At 57.2% G+C, this 12,148-nt stretch carries 13 protein-coding genes; 9 read left to right on the forward strand and 4 right to left on the reverse strand.

The window, feature by feature from the left end; all coding sequences use genetic code 11:
• Nucleotides 1-3: 3 nt before the first annotated feature.
• From CPA59_RS06780 to CPA59_RS06785, 3 genes are all read left to right on the forward strand, one after another.
• Nucleotides 4-1,506 carry a hypothetical protein gene (locus tag CPA59_RS06780; protein ID WP_107758923.1) on the forward strand — a complete coding sequence of 501 codons (1,503 nt, stop codon included), beginning with the start codon at nucleotides 4-6 and terminating at the stop codon, nucleotides 1,504-1,506.
• 151 nt (nucleotides 1,507-1,657) lie between these two features.
• Nucleotides 1,658-1,825 (forward strand): hypothetical protein, encoded by a 168-nt coding sequence (locus CPA59_RS22975; protein ID WP_162942913.1) that lies wholly within the window; start codon nucleotides 1,658-1,660, stop codon nucleotides 1,823-1,825.
• A 582-nt stretch (nucleotides 1,826-2,407) separates the two neighbouring features.
• Nucleotides 2,408-3,472 (forward strand): diguanylate cyclase, encoded by a 1,065-nt coding sequence (locus CPA59_RS06785; RefSeq protein WP_049854134.1) that lies wholly within the window; start codon nucleotides 2,408-2,410, stop codon nucleotides 3,470-3,472.
• A gap of 12 nt (nucleotides 3,473-3,484) precedes the next feature.
• Here CPA59_RS06785 and CPA59_RS06790 read toward each other — a convergent pair whose 3' ends face one another.
• On the reverse strand, nucleotides 3,485-4,381 hold the full coding sequence (locus CPA59_RS06790; RefSeq protein ID WP_038918380.1) for a GntR family transcriptional regulator: 897 nt from the start codon (nucleotides 4,379-4,381) through the stop codon (nucleotides 3,485-3,487).
• A gap of 229 nt (nucleotides 4,382-4,610) precedes the next feature.
• Here CPA59_RS06790 and CPA59_RS06795 point away from each other — a divergent pair, with 229 nt between their 5' ends.
• Both CPA59_RS06795 and CPA59_RS06800 read left to right on the forward strand, forming a co-directional pair.
• Complete coding sequence (locus CPA59_RS06795; RefSeq protein WP_049854135.1) at nucleotides 4,611-5,072, forward strand: hypothetical protein; 462 nt, start codon at nucleotides 4,611-4,613, stop codon at nucleotides 5,070-5,072.
• A gap of 213 nt (nucleotides 5,073-5,285) precedes the next feature.
• On the forward strand, nucleotides 5,286-6,047 hold the full coding sequence (locus CPA59_RS06800) for an SDR family oxidoreductase (RefSeq protein ID WP_049854136.1): 762 nt from the start codon (nucleotides 5,286-5,288) through the stop codon (nucleotides 6,045-6,047).
• A 49-nt stretch (nucleotides 6,048-6,096) separates the two neighbouring features.
• On the opposite strand, the gene CPA59_RS06805 is transcribed toward CPA59_RS06800, so the two are convergent.
• From CPA59_RS06805 to CPA59_RS22835, 3 genes are all read right to left on the reverse strand, one after another.
• On the reverse strand, nucleotides 6,097-7,047 hold the full coding sequence (locus CPA59_RS06805; protein ID WP_038918384.1) for a VirK/YbjX family protein: 951 nt from the start codon (nucleotides 7,045-7,047) through the stop codon (nucleotides 6,097-6,099).
• 445 nt (nucleotides 7,048-7,492) lie between these two features.
• Entirely contained in the window at nucleotides 7,493-7,753 is a 261-nt protein-coding gene (locus tag CPA59_RS06810; protein WP_038918385.1) for a DUF1471 domain-containing protein, read from the reverse strand.
• A gap of 430 nt (nucleotides 7,754-8,183) precedes the next feature.
• The gene (locus tag CPA59_RS22835; RefSeq protein ID WP_127350741.1) at nucleotides 8,184-8,456 is read right to left on the reverse strand and encodes a hypothetical protein; all 273 of its coding nucleotides are present in this window, start codon (nucleotides 8,454-8,456) and stop codon (nucleotides 8,184-8,186) included.
• Between CPA59_RS22835 and CPA59_RS06815 the strand changes: the two genes are divergently transcribed.
• The 4 genes from CPA59_RS06815 to CPA59_RS06830 are packed head-to-tail and all read left to right on the forward strand — an operon-like array spanning nucleotide 8,457 to nucleotide 12,073.
• Nucleotides 8,457-9,488, forward strand: a complete 1,032-nt coding sequence (locus tag CPA59_RS06815) for a hemin-degrading factor (protein WP_107758924.1) — start codon at nucleotides 8,457-8,459, stop codon at nucleotides 9,486-9,488. It begins immediately after the preceding gene.
• The gene (locus CPA59_RS06820; protein WP_107758925.1) at nucleotides 9,485-10,300 is read left to right on the forward strand and encodes a hemin ABC transporter substrate-binding protein; all 816 of its coding nucleotides are present in this window, start codon (nucleotides 9,485-9,487) and stop codon (nucleotides 10,298-10,300) included. Before CPA59_RS06815 ends, CPA59_RS06820 begins: the two co-directional genes overlap by 4 nt.
• 29 nt (nucleotides 10,301-10,329) lie before the next feature.
• Nucleotides 10,330-11,286, forward strand: coding sequence for an iron ABC transporter permease (locus CPA59_RS06825; protein ID WP_049842380.1), 957 nt, complete (start codon nucleotides 10,330-10,332; stop codon nucleotides 11,284-11,286).
• On the forward strand, nucleotides 11,279-12,073 hold the full coding sequence (locus CPA59_RS06830) for a heme ABC transporter ATP-binding protein (RefSeq protein ID WP_107758926.1): 795 nt from the start codon (nucleotides 11,279-11,281) through the stop codon (nucleotides 12,071-12,073). Before CPA59_RS06825 ends, CPA59_RS06830 begins: the two co-directional genes overlap by 8 nt.
• The last annotated feature ends 75 nt before the right edge of the window (nucleotides 12,074-12,148 follow it).

A 12,148-nucleotide genomic window follows, 5' to 3' on the forward strand; every position in this document is an offset into this window, starting at 1 on the left:
ATTATGAATAGAAGAGATTTCCTGGCCGGCAGTCTGGCATCGCTGGCGGTGACCTCTACGGCGTCGGCAGCGCAGGAGAATAATGCGGTTGCATTTACCAATGATCTCACCCGTTACAATATTGATTTTTCCGGAAAGAAAGATTCCACCGGGCCTTTTCAGACACTTCTTAATGATATGCTGGAACAGTCACAATCTTTATCGAATGCCCAGCAAAAGGTCAGGTTAATGTTACAGGGCGTGGTGCAGGTCTCTTCCACAATAAAAATAGATGCATCGAAAGTTTCTATTCATGGCCCGCTGACAATTATTTTTACCAAAAATGGTAATTTCGATAAATATGCGGTGGTGGTTACCGGAAACCCGGACGTGGATGCCGCCTACAGTAATATCGTGGACAGTTTTTTTTCCGGCGTGCATTTTATTTCTGAAAAGAGAACGTTAGATCTGTTTTTTGCGTATAACCCGGAGAACAATTCCAACCGCAATGCATCCTGCCTGTTGAGCATTTATTCCTGCCGTTTTACCGGGTTCAGAAAAGTCTTTTCCAACGGAGCGGGTGGCTGGGGCTGGAACTGGTTCTCCTGCGGATTCAATAACTGCGATCGCCTGTTGTATCTGACCCGTCAGCCGGATTCCTACGAGCGCTTCACCTTCATTGGCTGTATCTGGCAAAACGGCGGGTACGCTTTTGAAATCGATAATCCGGACGGCGTGGTGTACTGGCAGGCGGGCAGCTTTGATTACTGCGAGGGGATCGCGTTGATTAACGAAGGGCATGTGGAGATCAACGGCCACTTCGAGTACGTGAGGCGAAAGCAGTCCGCGGTGGTGCTGAGGAAAAAGAACGCTAGCTTTGTGTTCAACGGCGGGGCGATTTTTGTGCGTCAGAATCCGGAGCAACCCTACCTCATTTTCGATCAGGCGTTTGATTACCAGACTACGCTGGCCAATGTTCGCTTTGCCACCGATGGCATCAATGTCACTTCCTGCGTGATCTCCAACCGTCCCTGCTGGAAAAATAACCTGATCTTTACCAATCAGATGGCGGAACTGATCGCCCTGAACGACAGCGGCAGCACGCTGGTTTACCCCGGCGCGGGCGGTTGCGCCTGTCGTTATGACCCGGCGCACATCAAAGAAGATAACGGGCGGTTTGTGAAAATCGCCGAGAGCGATAACGTGCAGGTGCAGTTTCTGATACCGATCAATGGGCACGATCAAATCGGGCTGACCTGGCAGGCGCAAACTTCCGTCGCCGGCAAGGTGGCGATTACCAAAAAGCTTCATGGCTACGGCGAAAACGGCCCCGGACCGGTGATGATGGACCTGACCCGCGACGGCAAGGATTACATTCAGAGCAGCGATCGGTTGCAGAAGGGCAACTCGGGCACCATCTGGAAAATTCCGCGCAGCGCCTGGCTGTTGGCGCTGTCGTTCAATCTCTCCTCTGCCAGCGTCGGCGACTATCTGGATATGCGCGAACTGAAGCTGGTCAGTTGCTGATCGCCGGGCGGAGTGTAAAGAATGCGATCGTTTTACGAAAGTGGTTCGTAATCAGTATAAATGACTGTAAATAAGAGGATTTTTAAGAATCGGCGACTTGTTGCCTGCTGGCCGGTTTCTTATGATGCATCCGTTGAAACTGAGGTGAATCATGAAAAACGTAGTCAAAATGGTCGGTTTACTGGCATTGATCGCCACCCTGAGCGGTTGTATTTTCCCTCCCCCGTGGGGCGGTCCGGGCGGCGGTCATGGCGGCCCCGGCGGCGGTGGGCCGGGCGGGTTCCATTACCAGCCCGCCAACGGACCGGGTCATCCCTGATACGTAACGCGGCCGGCCTTCCCCCCTGTGGGCCGGCCGCATTGCTTTTGCTGACCGGCGTCGGTTTTTCACCTTGTCGTTTCCCCCTCCCGCGTTATTTTCATCTGACGTTCTTTTCCTCTGAACGCGATCCCCCAACCGTTTTTCATGCTGATAACGGCCTTTATCTGCCAGTGTTAAGCCAGAATTCAATACGATGCAGCAGGGCTATTTTGCCTGCCGGGCAGTGTCTGAACGCCTCGTTTGTCTGTAACGCACGGGTTTACTCGCTGCGCCAGTTACGCCTGCCGGGATAGGTTCTTAATAAAAACCATATCTTACTGAAGTGATTTGAGCTGGAATTTGGAATAATGACTGCAAGTTCCCCGTCATAAGGATTATATACCCTGAATAATTGGGGTTGCAGGAGGCGGCGATACGGTGAATCCCCAGCCGTTTGCTCAGGCGAGTGGCTGGGGACGTGACAAATCGATGTAAGCCGATTTGAACGCTGTCGGTAGCCGCCCCGCAAGGGCGAATGGGCCGAGACGCAGCCAACGTACTTGCGGTTTGAAGTGTGACGGATATAAGAAGGAGAGTGGAATGTATTCAACACTCGTTGCGGCACCGGCTGACGGTGATCGTCGTCGCTCCGGTCTGGCGTTTGCCAGACGCGTCTATATCCCCCGAATGATTGGTCTGGGGCTGGGCTTTTTTTATGTCGCCGCGGTGCTGTATGACCAGACAGAGCCTGTGTGGGTCTGGGGGGTATTGTTTTTCAACGGTTTTCTTTGGCCGCATCTTGCGCTGTTGCTGGCGCGGCGCGCCCGCGATCCGATGCGGTTCGAGTATGGCAATCTGCGGTTTGACGCCTGGCTGGGCGGCGTCTGGATTGGCATGATGGGGCTGAATTCGCTGCCGTCGGTGCTGATCATGTCGATGATGGGCATGAACAATATCGCGGCCGGCGGTTTGCGGCTGTTTTTGCAAGGGCTGGTTGTGCAACTGACCGGCGCGCTGGCTGTTATCTGGCTGGCAGGCCGAACGATCGCCTTTGCCACCACGCCTGTGCAGATCTATTTCTGCCTGCCGATGCTATTCATCTATCCCATATCGGTAGGGCTGGTCACCTATCGCACCGCGATCAAACTGGCGGAGCACAAGCGTCAACTGCGGGAAATCAGTATCCACGACGGTATGACCCGGTTGTACAACCGGCATTACTGGGAGCAGTTGTTGAAAAATGAGTTTGAACTGTGTTTGCGCCACCAGCAGGTGGCGACGCTGGCGTTGCTGGATATCGATCATTTCAAGCGCATCAACGACAGCTTCGGGCACCACGTGGGCGATGATGTGATTCTCTTGCTGAGCGGCGGCATCAAATCAACCTTGCGGCAATCCGACATTACCGGCCGTTTTGGCGGCGACGAATTCGGCGTGGTGCTGCCGCAGACGCCGGCTGTCGAGGCGGAGCGTATCGTCCAGCGGTTGCGCGAGTATCTGGACAGCGTGCAGCTGCATCAGGCGCCGATGCTGCGGGTGGGAATCAGCGTTGGGCTGGTGCAGTTTCATCCCGGTCTGGAGGACTATCAGGTTTGGCTGAAAGCTGCGGATACCGCGTTGTATCAGGCCAAAGACAACGGTCGCGGTTGCACGGTCTGCGTCTGAACGGTTTAGCCGCTAAAGCGGCGTGAACAACGCCGGGTTGACCGCCTGGCGTCGCGCTTTTTCCAGATGCGTACGCATGAAATCGGCGGCGCTCAGCCGATCGCCTTGCTCCAGATAGCGAATGATTTGCAGATGTTCTTCCGCCTGATGTTTTCGCTGTGGGCGAAACCTCTCCTTGCGGTACTCCACCAGCCGCCGCAGCCGGGCCAGATGACGGACGGTTTGCAGCAGAAAACGATTGCCGGAACAGACGGCCAGCGTGTCATGAAATCCGGAACTGGTATCAAACATCTCCATCGCCGTCATGGTCAGGTAACCGTCTTCGGCCAGGTGTTCCTGCTGCTTCCGGCAGTGCGCCAGCACCTGCGGGTCAATATGAAACGTCGCCGACAGCAGTCCGGCTGGCTCGATAATGGCGCGCAGCGCGTAGCTTTCCTCATAAGCTTCTACCGAATCGATCAGCGGCAGCGTGCGCCAGCCCTGACCAGCCATGTGCTCCAGCCAGCCTTCCTGCTGACAGCGCAGCAATACTTTGCGTAGCACCGGGCGGGTAACGCTGAATTCGAGCATCAGCTCCATTTCTGAAAATTGTTCCGGCAACTGGCGGGTAATGCGGCGTTCCGCTAACTGGCGATAGAGCGGGTCTTCCGCCTGCTCCAGCACTTCGGCGACCAGATTGCCCAATTGCGAGGCGTGTTGCGCCAGAAAAAAACCGCGATTGCGGTCATAGGTCACCATGCCTTTGTCCATCAGGTACTGCATCGCCTGTTTTACCGGCGTGCGCGACGTGTTGAGCGCCTGCGCCAGCGCCGACTCGACCAGATGATGGCCCACCGCGAGTTGCTCGCGTCTGACATAACTGATGACATCGCGCACGATGCGCGCCTGCAAAGGGGTGAGGGTCGTCATGATTCCTTGCCAGCCAGAATAAATAACCGCTGATTATACCCGTTACCGACCGGGCTGGCAGTGCTGCCGGCCAATTGTTCTTTATTTTACTAAAAGTCACTTCGGGTGTTAATCCGGTTGATCTGTTGGCATAAGAAGAGGGGGTGTCATTTCATGGATTGTATTTTTTAATAATAAAATGCAATATGAGTAAATCCTGAACATCCAGCGAAATACGAAGAGACTGTCAGTGGCGCCATCAGCACACCCCTTACTGATTACCGGTCATCCTTTTGAATGGCTGACGATCCCCGGCCTGGGCCGGATTGCCTGTACTTTCATTCGCCATCAGCCCTCGTTGATGCTGGTGTCGGCGAGCGCCCTGTCGCAATCCGGGTTGCTGGAGGATGCGGTAAGCCTGCCTGCGTGGGAAACGGTCCGCATTTTTGGCGCAGCGGCGCTGTCGCGATACATCGGAGAAAATGCGCAGCACAGTCAACTGGTGGTGATCGACAGCCTGTCAGGCGGATCCTCCTGCGCGTTGGGGTTTGCCATACTCGACCGGCAAGGGTGGCAGCGTCATATCGCCGCATCGACCGAACAGGTTATCAGGCAGGCGGTGTTGCAGCCCGACACGATCGCCTGCGATTATCTTCCCACCAGCGTGAACGCGGCGTTTTCGTTGGTTCACCGCTATCCGCCGCACGGTTGAGCGACCAGACTGTCTGTGTCGGCATTACTGTCGGTAAAAATGGAATAATCATATCCATTTATCCACCTTTATCTCATGCCGCTATCCGGGCAGGATCTGCCACGCAGGCGATGGCCGCTTCGCCGTGTTAACGTCGCGGCGGGCCCGATCGTTTTCATCCCGGAACAATTTTCATTCCGGAGTCATTTTCATCCCGGAATAACAGGAGACCGTATGCAGCAGCACAACACACAAGACAGCGTACAGAATGCCCGCGTGGCGATTGTCACCGGTGCGTCGCGGGGCATCGGCAGGGCGATTGCGCTGAAACTGGCGCAGCAGGGATGGCGGGTGGTGGTGAATTATGCCCGGCAGCAGCAACAGGCGAGCGACGTGGTGAGCCGGATTCGCGCGGACGGCGGCGTCGCGCTGGCGATTCAGGCGCAGGTGGACGCGCCCGAGCAGGTGGCGGCGCTGTTTCAGCAGACGAAAGCGCAATTCGGGCGTATCGACGCCGTGATCAACAGCGCCGGGGTGATGGCGAACACGTCGATTGCCGATGGCGATCTGGCGCAGTTCGACAACATGATGGCGACCAATCTGCGCGGTGCATTCATTGTGCTGGGCGAAGCGGCCCGGCAGGTGGAAAACGGCGGACGGATTATTGCGCTGTCTACCAGCGTGATCGCCCGGTCGCTGCCCGGTTATGGCCCCTATATCGCTTCCAAAGCCGGAGTCGAGGGGCTGGTGCGGGTGCTGGCGAACGAACTGCGCGGTCGCGAGGTAACGGTAAACGCCGTAGCGCCGGGGCCGGTGGCGACCGAACTGTTTTTTAACGGTAAGACCGATGCGCAGGTGGCCGCCATTACCGCCATGACGCCGCTGGAAAGGCTGGGTGAGCCGGACGATATCGCCAACGTGGTGGCTTTTCTGGTCGGGCCGGAAGGGGGCTGGATCAATGGTCAGGTGGTCCGCAGCAACGGCGGGTTTGCGTAATGGGGGATGACGTACCGGGGAACGCCGTTTTCCCCGGTGTCGGCGTATGCTAACTGGCGATGCGATGCAGCGTGTCGGATGAGGCGCTGTGCCCCAGAGTGAGCCTGATCTGAGCGTTGATGTCGTCAAGCAACTGATAACGGCGCTGGTACTGGGCTCGTTTTCGGCTTGGCAATTCATCCAGCGTTTTGCGTGTAATGATCTGCGGAAGTTGGTACAACCCCGTCGCGTTTCTGTCTGCGTTGATTGACTGCCAGAACTCGCTGTAACTGGAAAACCGCACCTTATTTTTACGGTAGCAGTAGCGCAGGCACTGATAAACATGGTTCTCATCGCCTACCGCCAGAATGCGATGAATGCCGGTGAGACCGGCGAGGGTCAGCAGGCACTCCAGCAACAGGCGTTTGGGAAACAGCCCAAAGCAGGCTTTCGATGCGTCTTTGGTCAGTTCACGGGTCTGGTCGCGGCCTTTTCCCTGCAAACCGCCAATCATGATGGCGAGCTGATTCTGGTCGCGCATTACCGAGAATGTCAGTGACGCCAGCACCACATCGTTGAAACGGATGCGCAGCGTAGCCTCGCCCTCTTTGTCGTAGCGTGAGGTGCTGCAAATCAGTGAAAAACTTTCGCCGTTCTTGCCGGAAAAACGCGCCAGACAATAATCATCCAGACTGAGAAACGCCTGCTTCAGAAACGGGTTAGCCAACTGATCCACGAAAGTGTAATGGGTACAGATGGCGTCGGCGCGCTCGGCGGCATGCAGCGTGGCGGACAGATAAGGACGGTGAATCTTGGTCGGCAGCATCGGCCGGATTTTCACCGCTTTCTGCATGGCGGGAATCTCAATAATATTCTTCAGATAGCGTAAGGTAATTGACGGCATTAATAATGAGCGTAATAAAAATTTGGCTTTTATATCGGTCTTACGCCAGATTTTTTCAGAGAAAAAATTACCCTTTAATAATTGATAGAAAAGCGACAACGACGATGATTTTTCCATTTTAATTCCCCGTGAGATAGTGCTGTAAAAATAATCACAGGGGAGCGTATGCCCGGTACTGATGTATTACCGTAAAACGCAAGCTCGGAAACCCTGCCACGCAGAAAGACAAGGTGATTTTTATCTTTTACCTCGCACTTTCTGTTGCTGGGGATTATAAAGAGGACAAAGAAAAGAAAAATCAGAACCCATATGTTGTTGAGCATTGATTTAGTGAAAATAACAAATACCGATTTATCGCGGGTTTGTTTGGGTTTGATTTAAACTTAATGATCGGGAGCAACGTATAATAGGTAGATCGTGCGGAGTGGGGCTGTATTTTATCTGCCGCAGCGAAAGGGGTTAAACAGTGTGCAGCCAGTCAGCTGCGTCAGTAAACAGGCCGGCAGATCCGCCCGCCGGCCCTATTGCTAATTAATCCGACTGTTTTCTTTTCAGTCAGTGACTATTTATAGACAATGGCGCTGGAGCGAACCAGATCGTCGTTATCCATAGAAATAATCACAAAATATTTTCCGCCCAGGGCATCTGCGGCTTGTGATAATTCGCGGGTCGCATCCATTGGGGAATCCGTGTTGTTTGAGGTGATTACCCCAATTTGCTGATAGCTATCTGCTTGTTCACGGTTTATTTCCTGTGCGGCCAGCGTGCTGAATGAGGCCAGTGCAATAGCGCCTGCCGCGATGCTTTTGATCATAATGTTCATTATAGCTAACTCCATCTTTATACCCGTCACACTTCAAGTTGCAGGTGTGTTGGCTGCGTTATTCGGCCCATTTCATGGGCCTCGCCCTTTCGGGGCCGCTGCCAGCAGCGTTCAAATCGGCTTACGCCAATTTGTCGCTCACCCCAGTCACTTACTTGAGTAAGCTTCTGGGGATTCACTTGGTTGCCGCCGTCCTGCAACTCGAATTATTTTGGGTATAGTTAAGGTATTTATATTTATCCCAACAGAATAAGTGCCGTGGAAAAAATCGAGATGACTGTTTCTCTGTTGGGTGTGCTTATCATAGACGCCGGGAACGGGTAATTTTGTCAATTGATGCCATTTAAATTTCACTGTTGTTAATGATCAGCGGAAATAATATTTCGATGTTATCAAGTGAATTTTTAATTGATTGATTATCATTGGTAAATTAAATGACAAGATAAATGTGAGCGGTATTGTTCCATAATAATGAAAACTGAATTTGAAAACCGCAGCTGATTTTTTGCGCACCACGCTGATTTCCCATCCCGATGTAGCGTAACTGCGGGTTTACCCCTGAAAAGTGTAATGGTTTAGTAATGCTGTTGTTGCGAATGTGTCTTGTTTTCACTTTTTCGTAATGATAATAATTATTATTAACTTTTGTGGCACACATCAATACCGCAGCCAGCGGACGGCGCTGTCGAGGGAGTTTTGGCACATGCATCACCACTACACACACTATCTGCAACTGAAAGTTGAGCATCCGCGCAAGTACGCCCGGGATTTGGCCCGCATGATGGGGCTGAGCGAAGCGGCGCTGACGTCGCTGCGCGTCGGGCATGACGCTCGCCGCCTGTCCGGCGACATGCGCGCGCTGCTGGCCGGGCTGGAATCCGTCGGCGAAACCAAGTCCATCACCCGCAATGAATACGCGGTGCATGAGCAGGTCGGGGCTTACCGCAACCAGCGCATCGGCGAACACGTCGGTCTGGTGCTCAACCCGCGCGGGCTGGACCTGCGCCTGTTTCCCGAGCAGTGGGATAGCGCGTTTGCGCTGACGGAACAGACCGCGCGCGGCGAGCGCCGCAGCATTCAGTTTTTTGATCGCCACGGCGACGCGGTGCTCAAGGTCTATGCCACCGACAACACGGAACTGACCGTCTGGCAGGCGCTGATCGACAGCTTCACGCTGGCGGATAACCCGCCGCTGGCGCTGCAACCTGCGCCGGTCGACGCCCCGGCCGCGGCGCCGGACGCCGCGCTGCTGGAGCAGGAGTGGCGGGCGATGACCGACGTGCATCAGTTCTTCCCGTTGCTTAAGCGCCATAATGTCACGCGCCCGCAGGCGTTTCGCGCCGTCAGCGACGATCTGGCCTGCCGGGTGGACAATCAGGCGCTCGGCGCCTTACTGCATGCCGCCCAGCAGGCGGGCAATGAAATCATGATTTTTGTCGGCAACCGCGGCTGCGTGCAGATTTTCACCGGCGTAATTGAAAAAGTGACGCCGATGGAGAACTGGCTGAATGTGTTCAACCGTGACTTCACGCTGCATCTGGTCGAAGACGCCATCGCAGAGAGCTGGGTGACGCGTAAACCGACCAAAGACGGCATTGTCACCAGCCTGGAACTGTTCGCCGCCGACGGCACGCCGATCGCCCAGCTATTCGGTCAGCGTTCGGAAGGGGAACCGGAGCAGGCGCGCTGGCGCGAGCAGGTGATGTCGCTGGTGATGCCGGAGGCTGCGGCATGAGAACGCTGTGTCTGATGTTGCTGTGGCTGCCGTTATCGCTGCTGGCTGCCGACCGGGTAGTGACGATTGGCGGCGATGTCACGCAGATTGTGTTTGCGCTGCAGGCGGGCGACAAGGTGGTGGCGCGCGATAGCACCAGCCTGCACCCCGAGGCGGTGACATCACTGCCGAATGTCGGCTACATGCGCCAGCTAAACGCGGAAGGCATTCTGTCGATGCAACCGACGCTGGTGCTGGCGAGCGCGCTGGCGCAGCCGTCTACGGTGCTGGAACAGGTAGCCAGCCGGGGTGTGCGCGTGGTGACGGTGCCGGAGCCGCAAACGGTCGGCGGCATCGGCGAAAAGATTCAGGCGATCGCCGGTGCGCTGGGGGTGACGCCGCGCGGCGAAGCGCTGGCGCAACAGGTGAAACAGCAACTGGCGGCGATACCGTCGCAACCGGCGTCGGCCCGCATGTTGTTCATTCTCAGTCATAGCGGCATGGGCGCAATGGCGGCCGGACAGGACACCGCGGCGGACGCCGCGTTCCGCGCCGCCGGATTGCAGAACGCGATGCAGGGTTTCAACCGCTATCAGCCGTTGTCGCAGGAGGGGGTGGTAGCGAGCCAGCCGGACTGGGTGGTGATCACCACCGATGGCGCGAAATCGCTGGGCGGCGGCGCGGCGGTGTGGAAACTGTCGGGACTGGCGCTGACGCCGGCAGGCAAGCACCAACGGTTACTGATTGTCGATGATATGGCGTTGCTGGGCTTTGGTCTGGATACGCCCGCGGCGCTGTTGCGCCTGCGTCAGGCGGTGGATGCGGCGAAGTGAGCCTGCCTCCGCGTTTGACGCTGCTGGCGATGGCGGGCGCGCTGGCGCTGCTGGCGTTAATCGCCGCCGGTAGCGGTGCGATGCCGGTGTCATTGACGCAGTTGATGACCCGTCCGATCGACAGCATGGCGTGGCAGGTATGGCTGTATATTCGCCTGCCGCGAGTGGTGCTGGCGTTGCTGGTGGGGATGGCGCTGGCATTGTCCGGCGCCGGGATGCAGGGGCTGTTTCGCAATCCGCTGGCGGACCCGGTATTGCTGGGGGTCAGCAGCGGGGCGGCCGTCGGTGTGGCGCTGGCGATACTGTTTCCGCTGGCGTTGCCGACGCTGCTGGCGCTGTACCTGCCGTTGCTGGCCGCCTTTGTCGGCAGTTTGCTGATCATGCTGCTGCTGTTCTCCCTCAGCCTGTCGGGGGATCGCTCCCTGTCGCGTCTGTTGTTGGTGGGCATTGCCATCAACGCCATCGGCAGCGCCGCCACCGGCCTGCTGGCGTGGATCAGCAACGATCAGCAACTGCGCCAGCTGTCGCTGTGGGGCATGGGCAGTATGGGGCAGGCGCAGTGGGTAACGGTGGCGGCGGTGGCGTCGCTGGTGGTGCCGTGCGTGTGGTGGCTGCAAAGGCTGGCGTCGCCGCTCAATCTGCTGCAACTGGGCGACGAGGAAGCGCATTACCTTGGGGTGGATGTGCGCCGCACCCGGCGCCGGGTAGTGATTTTGTGCGCGGTGCTGGTGGCGGCGGCGGTGTCGGTCAGCGGCGTCATCGCTTTTGTCGGCCTGATCACGCCGCACCTGATGCGGCTGCTGCTGGGTGCGGATCACCGCTGGTTGTTGCCGGGCGCGACGCTGGGCGGGGCGTTGCTGCTGTTGCTGGCGGATACGCTGGCCCGCACGCTGGTGGTGCCGGCGGAAATGCCGGTGGGGTTGCTGACCTGTCTGATCGGCGGCCCGTGGTTTTTGTGGTTGATTCTAAGGCGGCAACATGGCTGAACCGAGTTTTGCGCCACTGGCGGCAAGTCAGTTGCGCTATCAGGTCGCCGGCGGTCGGACCCTGATTGACGATGTGTCGTTGACGCTGGCTCAGGGCGAACTGGTGGCGTTGATCGGGCCGAACGGCGCGGGTAAATCCACCCTGTTGCGGCTGCTGACCGGTTATCTGACCCCGCAGCGGGGAGAATGCCGGCTTGATGGCCGGGCGTTGGCTAGCTGGTCGCCGGGCGCGCTGGCGCGCCAGCGGGCGGTGATGCGTCAGGACAATACGCTGACCGCGTCGTTCCGCGTGGAAGAGGTGGTGGCGATGGGGCGAACCCCCTGGCGCGACACGCCGGAGCCGGACGTGGTGTCCGCGGTGCTGGCGCTGACCGGTTGCGGGCACCTGCGGCAGCGGTTGTATCCGCAATTGTCCGGCGGCGAGCAGCAACGTGTCCGGCTGGCGCAGGCGCTGGCCCAGCTCTGGCAGGGCGACGGCCCACAAGGCTGGCTGTTTCTGGACGAGCCCACCTCGGCGCTGGATTTGTTCTATCAGCAACGGCTGTTGCGATTGCTGAAATCGCTGACTGAAGAAGGGAAACTGGCGGTGTGCTGCGTATTGCACGATCTCAATCTGGCGTCGTTATGGGCCGATCGGGTGGTGGTGATGCAGGGCGGGCGCAAGGTGGCCGAAGGCGCGCCGACGCAGGTGCTGACCGAGGCGGCGATTCAGCGCTGGTATCAGGCGGAGGTGTTGGTCAGCCCGCACGGCGACACCGGTATGCCGCAGGTAGCGTTACGCCGTTAACGACGCGCGTGGCGCGCCGATGAAGAAAAAAGTTCGACAATTATAATAACAACGATCGTACCCGAGGGGTTTCAG

Origin of the sequence: Dickeya sp. Secpp 1600 (assembly GCF_003049805.1) — a bacterium.
In the GTDB taxonomy this organism is placed as follows: Bacteria; Pseudomonadota; Gammaproteobacteria; order Enterobacterales; family Enterobacteriaceae; genus Dickeya; species Dickeya fangzhongdai.

Bases quoted from the DNA above. Each gene is read 5' to 3' on its own strand.
- CPA59_RS06780 (WP_107758923.1), top strand. From the start codon at position 4: ATGAATAGAAGAGATTTCCTGGCCGGCAGTCTGGCATCGCTGGCGGTG.
- CPA59_RS22975 (WP_162942913.1), top strand. From the start codon at position 1,658: ATGAAAAACGTAGTCAAAATGGTCGGTTTACTGGCATTGATCGCCACC.
- CPA59_RS06785 (WP_049854134.1), top strand. From the start codon at position 2,408: ATGTATTCAACACTCGTTGCGGCACCGGCTGACGGTGATCGTCGTCGC.
- CPA59_RS06790 (WP_038918380.1), bottom strand. From the start codon at position 4,381: ATGACGACCCTCACCCCTTTGCAGGCGCGCATCGTGCGCGATGTCATC.
- CPA59_RS06800 (WP_049854136.1), top strand. From the start codon at position 5,286: ATGCAGCAGCACAACACACAAGACAGCGTACAGAATGCCCGCGTGGCG.
- CPA59_RS06805 (WP_038918384.1), bottom strand. From the start codon at position 7,047: ATGGAAAAATCATCGTCGTTGTCGCTTTTCTATCAATTATTAAAGGGT.
- CPA59_RS06810 (WP_038918385.1), bottom strand. From the start codon at position 7,753: ATGAACATTATGATCAAAAGCATCGCGGCAGGCGCTATTGCACTGGCC.
- CPA59_RS06815 (WP_107758924.1), top strand. From the start codon at position 8,457: ATGCATCACCACTACACACACTATCTGCAACTGAAAGTTGAGCATCCG.
- CPA59_RS06820 (WP_107758925.1), top strand. From the start codon at position 9,485: ATGAGAACGCTGTGTCTGATGTTGCTGTGGCTGCCGTTATCGCTGCTG.
- CPA59_RS06825 (WP_049842380.1), top strand. From the start codon at position 10,330: ATGGCGGGCGCGCTGGCGCTGCTGGCGTTAATCGCCGCCGGTAGCGGT.
- CPA59_RS06830 (WP_107758926.1), top strand. From the start codon at position 11,279: ATGGCTGAACCGAGTTTTGCGCCACTGGCGGCAAGTCAGTTGCGCTAT.